Source organism: Enterobacter sp. 22499 (assembly GCF_052044815.1).
GTDB lineage: Bacteria > Pseudomonadota > Gammaproteobacteria > Enterobacterales > Enterobacteriaceae > Enterobacter > Enterobacter bugandensis.
The window spans coordinates 665427-682406 of the sequence record NZ_JBQENR010000001.1; the positions used below are offsets into that span (position 1 = coordinate 665427).

General features: G+C 47.9%; 21 protein-coding genes and 1 pseudogene. 3 read left to right on the forward strand and 19 right to left on the reverse strand.

Annotated features, from left to right (window positions below; translation table 11 throughout):
- The first annotated feature begins 63 nt into the window (after window positions 1-63).
- The gene (locus ACTJI7_RS03240) at window positions 64-1272 is read left to right on the forward strand and encodes a hypothetical protein (protein WP_440669682.1); all 1209 of its coding nucleotides are present in this window, start codon (window positions 64-66) and stop codon (window positions 1270-1272) included.
- 159 nt (window positions 1273-1431) lie between these two features.
- Here the strand turns inward: ACTJI7_RS03240 and ACTJI7_RS03245 are convergent, their stop codons facing one another.
- The 10 genes from ACTJI7_RS03245 to ACTJI7_RS03290 form a co-directional block, all read right to left on the reverse strand.
- Entirely contained in the window at window positions 1432-1941 is a 510-nt protein-coding gene (locus ACTJI7_RS03245) for a terminase small subunit (RefSeq protein WP_248188522.1), read from the reverse strand.
- A 214-nt stretch (window positions 1942-2155) separates the two neighbouring features.
- Window positions 2156-2539, reverse strand: coding sequence for a helix-turn-helix transcriptional regulator (locus ACTJI7_RS03250; RefSeq protein WP_248188520.1), 384 nt, complete (start codon window positions 2537-2539; stop codon window positions 2156-2158).
- A gap of 10 nt (window positions 2540-2549) precedes the next feature.
- On the reverse strand, window positions 2550-2891 hold the full coding sequence (locus tag ACTJI7_RS03255; protein ID WP_248188517.1) for a head decoration protein: 342 nt from the start codon (window positions 2889-2891) through the stop codon (window positions 2550-2552).
- A 9-nt stretch (window positions 2892-2900) separates the two neighbouring features.
- A complete protein-coding gene (locus tag ACTJI7_RS03260; RefSeq protein WP_099543328.1) occupies window positions 2901-3941 on the reverse strand; it encodes a major capsid protein in 1041 nt (346 codons plus the stop codon).
- Between the two features lie 241 nt (window positions 3942-4182).
- Window positions 4183-4542, reverse strand: a complete 360-nt coding sequence (locus tag ACTJI7_RS03265) for a hypothetical protein (RefSeq protein ID WP_440669685.1) — start codon at window positions 4540-4542, stop codon at window positions 4183-4185.
- A 6-nt stretch (window positions 4543-4548) separates the two neighbouring features.
- On the reverse strand, window positions 4549-4911 hold the full coding sequence (locus tag ACTJI7_RS03270) for a hypothetical protein (RefSeq protein WP_248188513.1): 363 nt from the start codon (window positions 4909-4911) through the stop codon (window positions 4549-4551).
- A gap of 184 nt (window positions 4912-5095) precedes the next feature.
- Window positions 5096-6514 (reverse strand): helicase RepA family protein, encoded by a 1419-nt coding sequence (locus tag ACTJI7_RS03275; RefSeq protein WP_248188511.1) that lies wholly within the window; start codon window positions 6512-6514, stop codon window positions 5096-5098.
- On the reverse strand, window positions 6511-6834 hold the full coding sequence (locus ACTJI7_RS03280) for a DUF4222 domain-containing protein (protein ID WP_248192930.1): 324 nt from the start codon (window positions 6832-6834) through the stop codon (window positions 6511-6513). The genes ACTJI7_RS03275 and ACTJI7_RS03280 overlap by 4 nt, the downstream gene beginning before the upstream one ends.
- Before the next feature lie 5 nt (window positions 6835-6839).
- The gene (locus tag ACTJI7_RS03285) at window positions 6840-7019 is read right to left on the reverse strand and encodes a hypothetical protein (RefSeq protein ID WP_121425934.1); all 180 of its coding nucleotides are present in this window, start codon (window positions 7017-7019) and stop codon (window positions 6840-6842) included.
- A complete protein-coding gene (locus ACTJI7_RS03290; RefSeq protein ID WP_023343858.1) occupies window positions 7012-7299 on the reverse strand; it encodes a host cell division inhibitor Icd-like protein in 288 nt (95 codons plus the stop codon). Before ACTJI7_RS03290 ends, ACTJI7_RS03285 begins: the two co-directional genes overlap by 8 nt.
- A 133-nt stretch (window positions 7300-7432) precedes the next feature.
- Here ACTJI7_RS03290 and ACTJI7_RS03295 point away from each other — a divergent pair, with 133 nt between their 5' ends.
- Together ACTJI7_RS03295 and ACTJI7_RS03300 are read left to right on the forward strand one after the other, a co-directional pair.
- Window positions 7433-7627, forward strand: coding sequence for a toxin-antitoxin system HicB family antitoxin (locus ACTJI7_RS03295; RefSeq protein WP_248188506.1), 195 nt, complete (start codon window positions 7433-7435; stop codon window positions 7625-7627).
- Window positions 7628-7634: 7 nt separating this feature from the next.
- A complete protein-coding gene (locus ACTJI7_RS03300; protein WP_248188505.1) occupies window positions 7635-8999 on the forward strand; it encodes a hypothetical protein in 1365 nt (454 codons plus the stop codon).
- A 50-nt stretch (window positions 9000-9049) separates the two neighbouring features.
- Here the strand turns inward: ACTJI7_RS03300 and ACTJI7_RS03305 are convergent, their stop codons facing one another.
- The 9 genes and pseudogenes from ACTJI7_RS03305 to ACTJI7_RS03345 form a co-directional block, all read right to left on the reverse strand.
- Window positions 9050-9271: a helix-turn-helix transcriptional regulator gene (locus tag ACTJI7_RS03305; RefSeq protein ID WP_248188503.1), complete on the reverse strand. Its 222-nt coding sequence runs from the start codon at window positions 9269-9271 to the stop codon at window positions 9050-9052.
- A 1-nt stretch (window position 9272) separates the two neighbouring features.
- Window positions 9273-10508, reverse strand: a complete 1236-nt coding sequence (locus ACTJI7_RS03310) for a tyrosine-type recombinase/integrase (protein WP_440669690.1) — start codon at window positions 10506-10508, stop codon at window positions 9273-9275.
- Window positions 10509-10671: 163 nt separating this feature from the next.
- Window positions 10672-10917 (reverse strand): annotated as a pseudogene (locus ACTJI7_RS03315) (major capsid protein); the annotation flags it as partial.
- 55 nt (window positions 10918-10972) lie between these two features.
- Window positions 10973-11305 carry a head decoration protein gene (locus ACTJI7_RS03320; RefSeq protein ID WP_039025130.1) on the reverse strand — a complete coding sequence of 111 codons (333 nt, stop codon included), beginning with the start codon at window positions 11303-11305 and terminating at the stop codon, window positions 10973-10975.
- A 9-nt stretch (window positions 11306-11314) separates the two neighbouring features.
- Window positions 11315-12658 (reverse strand): S49 family peptidase, encoded by a 1344-nt coding sequence (locus tag ACTJI7_RS03325; protein ID WP_246949793.1) that lies wholly within the window; start codon window positions 12656-12658, stop codon window positions 11315-11317.
- Complete coding sequence (locus ACTJI7_RS03330; protein ID WP_032641872.1) at window positions 12639-14228, reverse strand: phage portal protein; 1590 nt, start codon at window positions 14226-14228, stop codon at window positions 12639-12641. The genes ACTJI7_RS03325 and ACTJI7_RS03330 overlap by 20 nt, the downstream gene beginning before the upstream one ends.
- Window positions 14225-14431, reverse strand: coding sequence for a phage head-tail joining protein (locus ACTJI7_RS03335; protein ID WP_023292738.1), 207 nt, complete (start codon window positions 14429-14431; stop codon window positions 14225-14227). Before ACTJI7_RS03335 ends, ACTJI7_RS03330 begins: the two co-directional genes overlap by 4 nt.
- Complete coding sequence (locus ACTJI7_RS03340) at window positions 14431-16353, reverse strand: phage terminase large subunit family protein (RefSeq protein WP_039025128.1); 1923 nt, start codon at window positions 16351-16353, stop codon at window positions 14431-14433. The genes ACTJI7_RS03335 and ACTJI7_RS03340 overlap by 1 nt, the downstream gene beginning before the upstream one ends.
- A complete protein-coding gene (locus ACTJI7_RS03345; protein WP_023292740.1) occupies window positions 16328-16873 on the reverse strand; it encodes a terminase small subunit in 546 nt (181 codons plus the stop codon). The genes ACTJI7_RS03340 and ACTJI7_RS03345 overlap by 26 nt, the downstream gene beginning before the upstream one ends.
- Between the last annotated feature and the right edge of the window lie 107 nt (window positions 16874-16980).

A 16980-nucleotide genomic window follows, 5' to 3' on the forward strand; every position in this document is an offset into this window, starting at 1 on the left:
TGATTGCAATACACACTGCAATACAGAGAATTTAACTCTTTGAATGCTTCGGAGTAAGCCACAGTGAACAAAAGAGAGATGCATATCAAATCTGAACAAAAGATAAAAAAACTGGTTAACAGTGAATTACTCAAGACCTATCTACTAAATTCATTCCCATATTGTGAATACACATCGAGAAATTTTTCAGAGATAGCCACCGAATTAAACAAGAGAAAGGTATCTTTTAAAATTGACAGTTCTCAGTGTGCATTAACGTTTCTTCATGCAATAAATTATTATTTCGAAAAAATGAAAGAAGTTGACACTGGTGAACAACCATTTTATTTAAATGAAATGCCTAAAGACAACCTCGATGAATTAACGGATTTCATCTCAGATGCACTCAAAAACACACCCGCGAATTTATCAATTACTTTCAAACTGCACAATATGCTTTTACCCGCATGTTCCAATCATGATGGAATAATAATTTCCCTTGATAAAGAAGTAGAATCAATAGGATTGTTCGCGACAAAATCCAAGGAGATCACCTGTATTAATTTTGAAGGTGAAGGATTTTACTCTCCTTTTTCCAAAAATGACATACTGAGAGAGTACATACAAAAATTAAATATATTCTTTTATTTCATGATAAAAACAAAGGCCATCAATTTAAAAGATCAAAGTAATATCAACCCTCCACTTATGAATGGATTAGGGCTTATAAACGCAATTGATGCGCATATGATAACTAAATACTCTGTAAAAATTGTCGATAGAACTTATCCCCTCCTACCATACTCAGAGGTTTTACCAATAGGCATATCCAGATTTATAAGTCGCCTTGAGATAAATGCTGCGCTGGATAAAACCCTTGAAGAATATATAGATGTAATAACACAAAAGTCCAGCCAGTTATATAAAGACTCCTCAAATGAAGCCAGACGTATAAAAATGGCTATTGACTGGTATATAACTTCGTATGCTAATGAAGATTCAGTTATGGCATTCCTCCAGCTATGTATGGGATTAGAAGCTATTTTTGGAGATGATCAGGATCAGGGGGGGTTAACAAAGACATTAGGTGATCGGTGTGCTTACCTTATTGGAAAAAACATTAGACAAAGAAAAAATATCAAAGATGCCTTCAACAAGATTTACACAATAAGGTCAAAAATCGTTCACGGCGTCATAAATAAGATAGAACATGAAGATAGCTATATGCTTAACTATGCTCGGGAACTTTTGCAAACAGCCCTCGGCAAAGAAATTGCAAACTTAAACAACTAACCTAACCCTCACTTTATATTTATAAGGTGAGGGGTTAATTCTTATGCTCTAAATAAAACCCTAGCCCAGATGTATTATGAATAATACTAAACTTATATCCGCATGTGAATTCTCATCCGATGCATTTTATTTTTCATGATTGTAGCATCTGCCATGCAATCAATTTTTCTGATTCTCTTCGATATACTTCTCAGCCAACTCAGGAATAAGCTCTCCCACAGCCGACGCTCGATTTACCGCCCGGTTAACCTCAATTTTAATAGCATTGGAGAAACGCGGCTCCAAATCAGGAAACTTACGGTTAATCGTCAATGGTAGACTGTCCATGATTGAACCGATTTCTGCAGCAAGTTTTGCCAGCACATAAGTGGCGAATTCAGTGTCGATAACTTCACCAGTTTCCCGGGCGTTCTTAAGCTCTTGAGCGTCAGCCTGGGCATTAGTCAGGCGGATCCTTGCCTTCAAAAGTTCAGCATCATCTATATCACCTGCCTGCTCCACAATTTTACTTAGCTCATTATCAATCCTGTTACGTACAACGCTTGCCACATCATAAAACGCTTCGCGCCCGGCTCGCTCTACCGGCTCTACGCCCCACTTGTCGAAAGCCGTTACGCCAACCTTGCAGCTTTTCGCCATATTCTTTTTATTGAGCAGATGTTGAGTCATTTTCACCTCTGGACTGTTTTACTTGATGCATAAGTGGGTGTATTGAAGTGAGAAAAACAAATGGAATCAGCAGGATAAAAGGAACAACAACAACACCACCAGCATCTCAGAAAATCTCATAAATAGCGCTTTTTCGCGAGGTCGCCGCCCCGTAGTAAGCCAAACTGCCCGAAAGGACCCGCGCACTTTCGCCGGGTCAATCGGGCTGACTCACCTAGCCGATCAGCTTGCTTTTGCCGTTCTGGGCCTGTCGGCGAACTCGCTCAGCCTTGAGGCATAGTGATGCATCTGGTTTGACGGGCACAGGGACCTGACATGTTTCAGAGCTGCGAGGAATGTTATTGATCCACTCGATAACTTCGCTCAGATACCATGCCTTACGCCCTTCAGTGACCTGTACACGCACCGGAAACTCGCCTCGAGCTTCGAGGTTAAGCAATGTACGTCGGCTTAGTGTGGTGAGTTCTATCACCTGATTCATATCAACCAGGCGCTCACTGACTTTCATCTTGTCTGCGAGCTCCTGCAGCTCGTTCACTACCGGATCCGGATAGAGAGTATCGGCGGTTGCCATCAGGCTTTTGTCTTTAACTTTCATCGTTATCTCCTCACACGTGCGCCAGAGGTTGAACAGAAATACCCGAACCAACAAAGGCGGCAATCTTTGCCGAGAGAGTTGTAACCCCTTCCGGCCAGTTGAGTGCATCGACATTCAGCACACCAGTCTTGTAGACCTGCGCCTGTGTCTGGCTTGCGGTATCGACGCTGAAGCAGGACACATAAACAGCTTGCCCTGCTTTAACGCCATCCCATGCAACCAGAGCACCAGTAGTCGCATCCTGCATCAGCGGTGTCAGCGCAGGGATTAAGCCTTTCCCACCAGAAAAAATCCCCAGCGTAGATACCAGCGCTTCAGTGCCGGCCACCAGCTCAATGTAATTTGCAGTCATGAATGCTCCTTAAGCCACACGAACGGTGACAAAACGGTTAATGCGGGCCGGGATTGGTTGCGGTGCGGAATGCGTCTGAACATATTCAATTGCCGGGTCACCAGGTACGATGTAATTCTTGGGCGCAAGTTCTGCTTTGGTGATGCCCATGCGGATGAGTTCGGGATCCTGAATTCCACCATAGGCTACAATGCCCTGTAGCGCAGTGTTACCCAGCACCATCAAATCCGGGTCAAGGAAATATTTTTCTGTGCCGTCTTCGTCGGTATAGCGACCGCTGTAAACGACGATTGCAACATCGCCCATATAGCCCTTAAAGCTCACTGAATCGCCCAAGTCTTTCAGTGCTGTTTCAAGCTGGGCATTAGATCCGCGACGTGTATCGAGTACATCTTTGATCGCTTTGAATGAGCGGTATTTCTTCCAGACATTCCCGCCCATAATGATGATATTAGTAACGCCTTCGCTCAGTTCTGAGTAGGTTTCAATGTCGTCATTTGGATCAAATGTCGCTTTGTCTTTACCTGACCATGCAGCGCCACCAGCCTGAGTGATCATGTTCTGGGATTTGATATTCCAGTCCAGTTCGTAGCGTTCGATCCCTTCTCCTTCAATGATATTTTTCCCGGTAGTAACGGCCTGAACAGCCAGCCATTCAATACGCGCCCGGATAGCAATGGATTGCTTCAGAATGGCCTGTTTAACTTTAATATTTCGTGCATCGAGCGAGCTGTATTGCTCAGGGGTTACACCCGCCGGACGAACAGCCAGTTTATTCGGATCAATGCTGCTTTTGGGCTTCATGTAACCCGGACGGATGGATTTCGATTCATAACCCTCATCGCGTGCCACCTTACTGCCTACCATTGGCGAACAGAATGCTGCGATCGGAATATTGGGATCGTCAATCGTGTCCAGTATGATGTCGCGGGTTTCGAATGTTACCGCACGGGTAAAGAATAAATCAGTGAACAGGGTTTTGAGTTGCTTCTGAATATCCTCAGCACTTACAACCCGGACTAGTGCCGCTGGCGTGTATAAACCTGACATATATTACCTCATTAAAAAACAGATAGAGTTCATTGCAGTGATAATGCTATCACTGCAAAAGTGGTATTGGATGTATGCAACGGTGTGCAATGGAGTGCAATAATGTATAGATTTAATTTTGCATGATTTTACGACAAGTTAAATCTGCTATCATCCTTACCGTTATTTCCTCCAGATAACACCCTGTAAAAAATCGGTATTTGTCAAAGCGGGCCTGAATTTGGCCCTCTTTTTTATGCATCTAATTACTCTGATTGTTAGTTTCAAAAGCATTAATTGCATGTAACCAGTGATTGAGAGTGGAACTGGTATCGTAAATGTTGTCACTAACGCTAGGGCTGGGTTTAGATCCCCGTCTGATTTTGTCGAGGGATGTCATGTACACATCGTTAATGGCTGGCTCAATGAAGGTTAATTCAAACTCTGACAATTCTCCCCGCGCCTTCTGTTTCTGAATCCTCTTACGTTCCTCCTGAACATAGTCCTTCAGGTCTGTTATCTTTCCTGTAATTTCGGGATCTGCTTTAAAACGCGGATACTGTTCGTTAAGCGCCTGTTCGATTACTTCTAGGCGTTTTTTAATCTCTATTAACTGATTCATAAAATATTAACCATTCAGTGAAATAATTGTTGCTATAGCGGATAATAACGTCCCTATGTAGGCAGATATGTATAGTGAAAAAATCAGAGATTTTATCCACCTACCACAATTGTCTTGTTTTGCAATCACATTAATTATGGAAAGAAAGCATACAAAGAACCCCAGAGTAGAAACTAAGGCAACAAATGTTAAGCCCCAATACATAACCCCATGCACCTGGCTTTTTTTTACTACAGCAGCCGCCATTACCAAACACTGAATAATGGCTAATGCCAAAGTGCCAGAAGTTTTTTCAGCTATCGAATGAAAGCTATTAAAAAACTGAACAAATGATTCATCAACTACAGTACGAGTTGTTCCTTCCTTCATAATCCCCACATCCTCCCCACTTAGTTAGCTTCCCACTTACAACCCACCAGCATTTTAGACTACCCCCGCCAAAACCAGTATTGACGCGGGTTAGAGCATTTTTACCCACTTTGTCCAAGTATATAGGCGCAAAGTGGGGAAAACATAGGGACTCCCCCGGCCCTCCCCACTTACTACCCACTTGTTAACCCACTTCTCTTAACGATTGTATCGTTAATACGTCACCATTCTGGATAATTAATCCATCATCAACCAACTTTTGAACCCAGCGGCTGAAGTGCTTAGTATCAGTGCCCGTCGCTTTCAAATCATCGCGCAGAACAGCCCTGGTACAAGGTTCACCTTGCATTGTTCTACTTCGGATAGCTTGCCATAGAGCCATATGATTACCTGTTAACTTCGCTATCCCTACCAACTCAGGATCTACTCCTTTTGCCTCTCTAGGAACATCATTAACCACCAGCGAAGAAATAAGTTCGCCATCCCGATCCGTAAACAGTTCCACCGGGCGCAAATCGAATGCGGCCTGTTTAGGCTCCTCCGCATCCTTCATCTTCGTACAGGTCAGAATTATCGCTCCGCCGTCACCTTCGCGGCGAATGTTAAATTCTGCATCCAGAGCTGCCCTGAAAGCACTAGAACCTCGTGCGCCTTTGGTATCGTCTTTTCCTGAATGATGCACCACCAGCAACGTGGCGCCAGTCTCACGCTTGATGACGTCGCAGCCTTCTATAAACGCCCCCATATCGCGAGCATCGTTTTCATCATTACCACCGAAGCACCGCGCCAGCGTATCGACGACAATCAGGCGAATCGGCTGGCCGGTTCTGGACTTAACATCACGCGCAGCTTTGATCATCTCCTGCATTTCCTCACGGCGAACCGGGAAAACCGGACGGTTGACCAGATACAGGTTATTCAGTTTCACTCCATGTTTTTTCTCCCACGCCTTTATTCTCCGCGGAACGCCAATACCACCTTCACCCACTACGTACATCACAGCGCCAGCTGATACTGACTTTCCGGCCCATTTCATCCCGGCTGCAACGTGGCAAGCCCAGGACACCGCCAGAAAACTTTTATATGAACCGCTCGGGCCGTAGATGCTGCTCAGGCTGTTAGAGGGCAGATAACTTTTTAACGTATAATCCTGCTCCTGATCGTACCCATCAGAGCCCACGCTTAATGGAAGGCTATGCCGCAATGACATCTCCCTCACAGAGACATCAATATGTTCGCGCAGACGGGAAAGATATTCTCTCCAGTCCTCCGGCTCCTGGTCGGGAATGCCTTTGTACAATTTGGCATCCTGCACACCAGCCAGAGCCAGTTTTTCGGCAATATTATTAATCTGGATAGGCTCAATATTCCCGGCAAGATATATGCGCGCGGCACGACGGCCATCATCCACAATGCGCAGGTTATCGAGCTCTGCCAGCTGTTTTGGCCCAAGGTAAACAGGAGGAGTAGTGTCTTCGGCGATCTGTTTACCAAGCCCCTCTTCCCATCCCCTGGCATGTGCATATGCATCAGACCCGGCAAAGATAACGGCTTCAGTGAATTTTTCCTTTGACAGGTGTTTCAGGTTCGGTGCGTTCTTCATTTCAACCCCTTATCCCATCCGTCAGACCCAATACTCATCGGCAGAGAAGATCGCAGAGCAGCGATTTTTTTACGCCCATTTTCTTTTACGGCCCCCTGCCACTCCCGGCTTTCCGCAGGAAGGTAAATAAATTCATTTCGGAACCGGTACTCAGAAAAAACACACTCATGGGAGTATCCATCCCGGACATACGTAATACGGCTATCCGTTACGCCTGTGACAGTAATTTTTTCCCCGCGAGAATCTTTCCAGCGGCTGTTAAGCTCGATTTTTGGTTGAGCGATGCCCTCAGGCTTTGCCCGATTTAATTTTTTCACCATGAAGTTTATTCCTTGTTGGTAGCAGTTAAACCGTGTGCATTAGCAGCCTGACGAACTGCTTGGATAAAACCTTCCGGTGTGGCCACGATTTCATTCGGACGAAGGCGGCGCTCTGTAACCTGACCGTTTTTAACCGTAACCAGTACGCGAATCTCGTAATCTGCGGGTAAGTCGGACTTATGCATGACGCACCTCCATTGGCACGGCATCTGCGCTGTAAGGATCGCTACCCAGAATGCTCCAAAGGATTTGGCTTTCAGGGTCCATAAACGACACTGAAAGCGGGCTTTCGGTTCGAATTTTTGCGGCGAAGGTTAACTTCCAGCCGCAGAATGCTTCACGGGCAGTATCTTCGGTCTCGGCGACGGTGCGCAGAACTACGGGTGTGCAGGCGTGGCCATTCGGTGTGCCAAGGAATAGCCATGTAAATTTGGGGTGAGTTTGGGTATGCTGTGTTCCAGCCATAGTCGTTACTCCAGTTAACGGTTTGGTTAGACGCCCTGCATGTGTTGCGAGCACTGCAGGGCGTTGTATCTGTTATTTACGTCATGATAAGGTGTGTACCTATCAACATAGATGCTATTGAATAGGTACACACATGTCAACCACTATACAACGTGATAAGCAGCCTAAAGGAGCCGGCAAGGCCCCAGCGTTTCAAATACGAATTAACCCAGATTTGAAAGAGCAGATGAATGATGCGGCTGCCCGCCAAGGAATGAGCTTAGGTAATTGGCTCAAGGAACTTGCACGGGCTGAACTAAGAAAACAAGGTATTAATCCTAAAGGTTAAAAAATACATGGAAAAGTCTAGTATGCCCTCTGGCAACAAAATGATTGAAATCACCAAGGAACAATTCGAGGTTTATTTTTATGGCCGCACGCCATATGTTAAAACTTTCTCAGAAGAAATTTTATGGTTTAAATATGTAAATGCCGATGTAACTCTTTTAGCAACAATTGTGCTTTGTAATATTGATAAGGACTACAATGCAATAATTCTAGGCAGAGATTTAGATAAAAAATTTAGAGCTGTAAAAGTCATCGCTTCGCGAGAGTCGAAAGACATTTTAATAGCTGATATAGAAAAAGCCATACCTGAATTATTATCACTACACAAGGACGGTTGCTTTATACAAGGGGATGAATCAGAAGCAGCTTTTTCAATTTTCCTTGCTAAAGTTCCTGAGCACAAGAAAAACGTCTATCTAAAAATGTTACTTGAGGAACCAAAGCACTATCCCGCGTTTATAGTAATGCAAGAATTGGCTTATTGGTTTAAAGATCCTGACGGAATATTCATCAGAGATTTCCAAAGCGCCTCATTTAACTCTCGTTTATTTGAGCTTTATCTAAATGCCATATTTTATGAGATGGATTTTATAATATGCAGAGATTACGCCCAACCTGATTATATTATTTCAAAGCATGGCGTTGATATTGCTGTAGAGGCTGTTACAGTTGCTGAACTCGCGGAACCCACTGACAAGCCAGTGCTTGACCAAGACGCATTTGAAGACCTTCAAAGATATATAAAAGAGCAGATGCCATTCAAATTTGCACGAACTCTTTTAAACAAGGTGAGGCACAGGCCAGAACCTTTAAAACTATGTTATTGGGAATTAGAACATACCAAAGGCAAGCCCTTTATTATAGCTTTACACGATTACTCACGCCGGCTCTCAATGAGCTTTTCAATGCCAGCGTTGCAGAGCTATCTTTACGGGGTAGATATTGATTCTGGAAGCAAAATTGAACAGCACTTTTTTGACAATCGAAGTATACAGTCTAATTTTTTCGGTTCTAATAAGAATGAAAATGTCTCAGCCATATTACTTGCAACACACGCCACAATCCCAAAATTTGATAGAATGGGAGTAGTTGCTGGAATTGAACAAAAAAATGTCAATTCCGTAGTGAGAGGTGTCAAAACTGATGAAAGCTGCATTCCAATGCCTTATGCTGCTGTCGTCAATGACCCATCATATGAAGAACCTTGGTGTACAGCGATATACATGTTCCATAATCCGAAGGCACTAAATCCTGTACACCCTGATCTATTCCCAAGAGTTATTCATGTTTTTGAAGAAAATGGGGAAATAGTTCAATACTTCCCACCTAATTATGTAATCACATCTACTACGCAAGTTTTTGAATTTAAGTGATATAAAATCCTATGGGCATAACCCATAGGATATGCATCCTTATCATAATTCTACCATTCACCCCGAATCCATGACTGAATCTCAGAGAGACGATACGCAACGGCAGTAGCACCTATCTTTATGCGTTTAGGAAACTTCCCTTCCTTCTCCAACTTCCAGCGCGTGCTATTCGCAAGAGTAGTCAGTTCCCGACACTCTTTCTCACGAATCATACGGTCAATGTTAGGAATGTACTCGAGACCCTTTTTATCAACAACTGCCATTTTTTTCATGTTAACCAGCCTTTTGTTTGAGGATTGTCACTTTTGACTCAGCACCTGAGATGCTATTGAGGTATGTCATCCAGAGATCTAACGCGTCCAGTTTCTTCGCCATAAAATTACTTCGGTTGTAAATACCCGCCATACCAGGTAATGCATGGCCTAACAGCTGCTCCACGACATGAAACTCAACGCCCAAATCACTCAGATGTGTTGAAAGCGTTCGCCTGAGGTCATGTAGAGACCATTGTTTTTCGTGGCCCAGCCGCTTACCAATTTTTCCACCAATTTTACTTACGCTTTCCCTGATACGCAGACTACCCAGCACATAGCCGGAATGCTTTGTTTCCTCGTAGATGTCGGTTATCCACTGCCTCAGACCTTCGGGTACTGGTCTTACAATTTCCACACCAGTTTTTGAATGCTCTTTTGGAACGGCCCATACCCAGTTTTTTCGATCCCATTCCTTCCATTCTGATAACCGGGCCTCACTCATGCGGCATCCGAAAACCGTGCATAGAACAAACATTTTCCTGGCGTATCCGGACATCAACTTGATATCAGATTCAACAAAGATAGCTTTCCAGAGCTGTCCTAACTCGGCCTCATCAAGAACCCGATCACGCTTACCTGCCACCTGGCCAACATCGGTCATGCGCAAGTCCTTTAGTGCATCGCAGGTTGCGTACTGGCGAACCCGGCAAAAACGAAGTGCCAGTTTAGTGTCAGAAAATACATAAGCGGCCATAACGGGCGCATTTCGTTTAATCCGGTCAAAACAGTCGAGCCATTCATAGAGATGAGTGTCATTTACAGGCAGATGCCCGATAAAGGGAAAAACATGTTTTCGAAAACGGCCGAGAGTTACAGCATGGGTTTTGCGACGTACCTTGCAGTAATTTTCGTACCAGTAACAGAGAGCGTCCTGAACAGTAACCGGCCTAAGACGCTCCTCGGACTGAATCTTTATCTGTATGCGTGGGTCTCGTTTATCTGCAAGCCACGCCCGGCACTCATCCCGCTTCTCCCTGGCTTGTTTTAGCGACATATCCGGATACTTACCCAGCGTTAACCAGACCGGGGCAGTCAGACCACCAGCTAACCTGTAGAAGAAAACAAAACTCACAGCCCCCTTCTTACTCACACGAACGGAAAGACCCTTCCCATCCGCTACAGTGATCTGCTTTTCTCTGGATTTTCCCAGATACCCCTTAAGCGCCTTGTCGCTCAATTTGTTCTCACCAGCCATTTTTAGCCCCCAAAAAGCAATACAAGCTGCAATACAGAGGTGATTGCAACGCACAGAAAACGAGGAAAATCCAGTGAAAGCGCCAGAAAAACTTAACCATAGTTATCAGACAATTAAGTGCAAAAACTAGCAACTATACGAAAGCCTCAGAAAGCCATGCTAAGTGCTTTGGCTTCACATACCCCGGCGTAAATTCCGACGTGCTGCCACCACGGGAACGAATCACTTTCCCGGAGACAATCGGCGATACGTACAGCGCCATATTGACCATGCCCGGAATTTGCGACAGGTAGACTTTTTCTGTACTGAAGGGATAAGTTTCGCGAAAGAAGATGCGCAGGAAGAGCGGATCGAACTTGAATTTCTTCTCATTGACCGCCAGAAGCTGGGCTGTTGTGTAAACTGACATAGAATTTTCCCGTAAAAAAAGCCGCATATGCGGCTTTGATGAAAGTTGAGGGTGATTAAACGATGCTGATCGCCGTACCGGCAAACGCGTTACGCTTGATATTTTCGTCGGTAACGGCAGATGGCCAGAGCACATCTTCGATGCGAAAAGAGCCGGATTTATAGAATGCCAGTTCAGCACTGTTCTGGTCAGCGGTAACAGCCAGAATGCCGGTTGCTGCACCTGCATGCTCGCCGTCCCAGACGGTTAACTTGCCGGACGTAGCATCGAGCATGAGCGGGGTCATTGCCGGGGTGGATGCTGTCAGTTCGCCCGGTGCATACGCGGTGTGTGCCGGATCGCTGTTACCGAGCGGCTGGTGATGAGTAAATACTTCGGTGATTGCCATGTTAGCCTCTTAAACGGGGGTGTTTAACAAATCGTCGCCGGCTTCAGCAGAGGCATTCCCTGCTGAAAGAGCGCCTGGTGCGGTTTCCATCAGGCGATCCAGCGCCGTATCGGTACGCGCCTGGGCGCTTTGCGGCGCCGCGGCCAGAATGCGCTGTGCACTCTCGACCGTCATGCCCGGCGTTTCTGCCAGCGCACGGGCCTGTGATTCACGACCTTTTGCCTCTTCGCAGTTCAGAATACCCATGATGCGACCATTCTCGGCGGCTAAGGCTGCCGATACCTGAGCGCTGAGGTCTGCCGGGGCCGTTAAGGCAGCAGTTGTTGTGTCAACGTTGGTGACCTGCTCAGCCGGTGCAGTCGTCTGTGTTGCTGCCTGGTCAGCTGGCTGATTGGTCGCTGCAGATGCAGAAGGTGATGGCATAGTTCCTCCAGTGGTTGTTTTTTTGCGTCTGTCGAGTGCTTCACGCATCACGCTGAGCGCGTCGGTATTGTTAACAAGTTCATCCGCCAGACCGTTATCCACGGACTCCTGGCCGGAGAAGACGGCCGCTTCGGTGTCCAGTACGGCTTGCACTGACATGCCGGTATAAGCTGAAACCTTTTCGGCAAACATCTGACGAGTGGCATCGATGCGCGTCTGAAAATCAGCGCGAACGTCCTTTGGTAGTTTTTCGTAGGGATTGCCGTCGACTTTATGATCGCCGCTGTAAATCAGCGTGACCTCAACGCCGTTAGTTTTCAGCGCAGCGCCATAATTACTGTGCGCCATCATGACGCCGATGGAGCCGGTTCTGGCCGTTTGCGTGACAAGCCGTCGCGATGCAGAACTGGCAATTAGCTGCCCTGCGCTGCAGTTCATATCATTTGCCAGCGCCCAGACGGGCTTGATATCCCGCATCCGGGCAATAATGTCGGCACAATCGAAAGCCCCGGACACCATCCCGCCCGGCGTGTCCATATCCAGCAGAATACCGTCTACGCCGGGATCACTCATTGCCTGCTGCAGTCGGGCAATGACCCCGTTATAGCCCGTCATACCGGAATAAGGCTGCAGTGACCGGGTTTTGCTGACCAGCGTCCCGGAAACGGGCAGCACCGCGATCCCGTTTGTTACCTGATAGCTCCGCGCTGGCCGGGGCCCCATTTCCTCGTCATCGCCAAACAGCGCCAGCGGCTCTGCAATTTGTTCAGCGCCGAGCGAGACGCCAGAAGCGGAATCAGTCAGTCGGGTGATACCCAGCTGGCCTGCCAGTGCGCAAAAGAAAACCCGCGCGTAGGCGGGTTCAAGCATCAGCGGCTCATTGAAGGCCATGCTGGCAATATGCGGGAGATTACGCAGCTCTGGCGTCATCTTTTACCTCCTCGTTTGATTTTTTCAGCCCAGATTCAAATGCAGCTGCCGCCCATGCCGGAGGTTTAAGTCCCGCGCTCCGGCGCTCCATAGTTTCACGTACCTGCTGAGAAAATATTTCCTGATAGTCATCTCCGCGTTTGGCACACTCCTTCTCATATGTGCTGAGACCAGCCTCAATCAGCATCACGGCCTCCTGCACCTCCTTCAGCCCATCAATAGCCATGCGCCCCGAGCCAATCCAGTTGGCGTTACCCCAGGCAGTTCTCGCCTCCTGGAAGCTAAACCTGGCTTTGGACGGGAGCGTGACAACCCGGCGCGCAATCGCCTCTTCGAGCCAGCAGACGAACATCTGGCAGGCTTGCCGGGCCGCGACAAACTTGCGACGCCCCATAAAGAACGCCCAGGATTCATTGGCGCTCGCGCGCGCCGTCGAATAGCTCATCTGAGAGTAGTTACGGGAAAGCTGCTCATACGAAACACCAAGACCGGCCGAAATATAGCGCAGGAGTGATTGTTCAAAGGTGGAATAACCGTTATCGGTATCCTGTGCTGACTGAAGGTTCAGGGAATCGCCCGGCATAAGATGAGGAACTTTCGCGCCACCGAGGCGAACCGGCGCTGCAGCGTAGTATGCTGCCATTTCGCCAAGCCAGCCCGTCAGCTTATTTTGCTGCTTGCTGTCCGCGCCGAGGATAAAGTCCATCGCCGTATCGGTATCAAGCTCGCTCTCGATTGTCGCCGCATACATAGCTTTTACAATTGCGCTCTGGAGCTGAGTATTTTGCAGTGTGTCGAGCATTTTCATCTGCTCCATCACGCTGTAAAACACGTTTGCGCCGCGGGTCTGCCCATCCTCAAGCGGTTCAAAAATATGGATGAATGATGGCCTTCCGCCCGGCAGTTCCCGTGGTATATAGGTCCATTTTTGCGACATCCAGCCAGGATAGCTGTCTTCACTGACGTAGTACCCCAGCGCTGCGCCGCTATCACTGATTTTGACACCCGCGCGACAGTTACGCGTGTCACCTGTATTACCGGGATTACTCACGCGTTTTGGACTAACCATTTTAAATTGCGTGCGAAAAAGTCGCGATGAATCACTGTCCCAGGTGGGCTGGACGCACAGTTCACCGTTAAAGGCGTGCGTCGCAACGCCTTCACGGATCATCATCGTAAAGGTACGCTTGCGCTCGGCATCAATCCCGCAAAAGTCATCCTCCGCATATTCATACCAGGCGGCCTCCACCTCCCTGGCAAATGCCCGGCTTTCCTCTTCTTTAATGCCGAGATAACGCCAGCTCGGGCAGTAACTCAGTCTGAAAAAAGACCCGACGATGTGATCCTGGTGAAGCTGAACGGCGTTTGCAGCATAACCATTGTTACGGACCAGATCATCAGCACGGGCATTCCCCCGGGCGAAGTTCGGCAGAAGTGCGGCGTCGGCACTTTCACTCTGGGGATTCCAGGCATTCAGCTGCCCACCGAATCCGCCGCCACCGGCGTGATAGCCTGCATATTCCCTCAGGGAGGTTTTCCCGTCGGGGCCAACTAAAGAAGGAATTTTCATGCGTAGAACCTTGCCGGCCCGCGGCGTCGTGAAGTGGTACCGACCTGTGACTCTAGATCGGCAATGTACTTTTTCAGATCGCTGACTGACGTCGCCGTAAATTCCACCCTTCGACCGTCTTTCTGTACCGTCGCAACCCGTTTTCCCATCATCAGATCATGTAACGCTGCGCGCGCGGCATCCAGTTCAGCCTGTGTTGCCATTATTCATCTCCCGCTAACGCCCTGGCATAATCCGCCAGAGATTTGTTATTTTTACGGCCAGTGTCTTCTTCCCGTAAGCTGGCCAGAAGAGAATCCAGATCCAGCTGCCAGCGGGAGATACTTATCCGCAGAGCTGCAAGGGCATAGACAAAACAGTCAAGCGCCTCATTTCGTCGTTTTTTACTGTCCCAGACGATTTTTTTCTTCCCGTCTACCCACTTCTCAACCTGCTCTTCAGCCGTAAGCTGCTGAGCCTCAGCTAAATCATATATTTCAGGGTTATTAGGGAAGTGAACCGCTCCCGCCAGCGGTTCGTCGCCTTCTGCCACCAGCGTGAAACGGTTATAAATCTGCTCTTTCGCGGTGTCTGTTCCTACCTCAGTGAGATAAACGCCGTTCTTGTTACGCTTACGAGGCATATTCGCCACGGGCTTGCCGTAGACAGATGCGCCTTTAACGGGGATGACACGAAACAGACCATGCTTTTTCGAGCGGTTATATACAATCGTTGGGTCTATGCCGCCGATATCCCAGCAGATGCGGGAAATAAGCATCTCAACGCCGTTAGGCCTCGGATAGGTTTTGTTGATCGCCTCATCCAACCTCAGAAGCGTGGATTCATCATCATGTCGCCCCATAATGATAATTTTGTCGATAAGCCAGCTTTCCTCACCAGGCCCCCAGCCCCAGACACGCATTTCGTAACGGTCAAGCTGGGAGTCAATACCGGCAGTAAGATAGGCCACGCGCTCCGGCACCCTGGCACCAAAGTGCTCAATACGTTCGGCCATCACCTCAGCATCAGGACGCTCACCAATTTTAGGCTCCCACGTTTCACCAAGCGTTGTGTTGACGAACGTCTTACGCTTTCCCGTGTCGCCTTTGGTCTTGATCCAGTCCTTGACGATTTGCACCCAGGTTGTGAAGGGGCTATAGGCCGTCCAGATGTGAAAGGTTACGCTGTCAGGCGGATCAATTTCGGCACCCGATGATGAAAACCAGCAAAGTCCGTCGCGCGTCCAGATCCCGGTTTCATCACAGATGTACCGCGCCTGCGAAAAATCGAGCTCCTGCTGTTTAATTACACATGCATTGTGTTCACACAGATATATAACGCTGGCAGGATCGCCCGGCGTCCATTTGAACCCGAATGGCGTCTCTTTATCGCCGAATTTAAGGAACTGCTCCTCCCTACAATGTGGGCAGGGAACATAGAAGCGCAAGAAATGCTCAGACTCCTTGGCGGCACGTTCAATCTGGCATGTCCCTTTAATTTTGGGTGTGGATCCTCGTATCGATTTAGGCCAGACCGACCCTTCAATACGTTTATCCCCCAGGAACGTTGGAGAGCCCTCTTTCTCGATATCATCGTCAAATGCCGCAAGCTCGTCATAACCCGCCACATCAACAGATTTTTCACGGTAGTTTTTTGCAGCTTTACCACCGAGGCACCAGAAACCTCGCCCATTCGAGAAACGTTTCATACTCAACGTGTTGTCCCGGTGCTTTTTACCGTACCAGGGCGCCAGCGCCAGCAGTGAGGGGATGTCCCGGATTGTCGGTTCGACATGGGATTTCATGAAGTTTTCTGCATCACCGTCGGTAGGTAACCAGATAAGCGAGTTACGCTGTTTATGCTGGATGAAATACGCATACACGCCGAGCAGCATTTTTGAATAGCCTACTCGGGCAGACTTAACGACATTGACCTCGCGGATATAGTCATTACCCATCGCATTCATTATCGCACGCTGAAACGGCAGCGTTTCCCAGCGCCCTTCCTGATAAGCAGACTCTTTTGGAAGGTAATAATTTTCGTCTGCCCACTCAACCGCCGTTTGCGGTTCTGGCCGGTACAACGAACGGAGCCCCGAGCGCGCGGAGTGCTGTAGCCCCTTAACCTGACTGTTCGATATATTCACTCAGCAACCCCGGTATCATTTCATCCAGCGCAGCTGCTTTGTTCATGGCTTTTATGATGTCCTTCTTGAGGAAATCAATATGTCGATTTTCCAGTTCCGGAAAGCGCCGCTGAACCGACAGAGGTATTCCATCAAGGATACTGGCAATTTCTCCGGCTATCCGCGACAGCACGAACGTGCAGAATGCGGTCTCCACCACCTCAGCGGACTCTTTTGCATTTTTTAGTTCCTGAGCATCAGCCTGGGCTCGGGTAAGCCTATGGCGCTCATAATCAATCGTGCCAGGCACAAGGTCTGATTCTGAATCAACTCTCAGCTGTTCAACCTCTTTGCGCAGCTTTTCGTTTTCTATCGCTGCGTCACGGGCGGAATACCATTCGATTACGGCGGCAGAGTCATAAAGCACTTCATTACCTTTTCCACCACCGCGCGCAACTGGCATTCCCTGATCCTGCCAGTTCTGGATCGTGCGGATGCTGACACCAAAAATCTCTGAAAGGCGTTTTTTATTGACCTCCATGACGAACTCCAGTCGAAACACAGGGTAAGGAAACCATGCCGGGTAAAATGACTACTACCTGGCTTTAACACTTCCTTTCTTGTGGTGGGTTATACCCAGCAAAGACA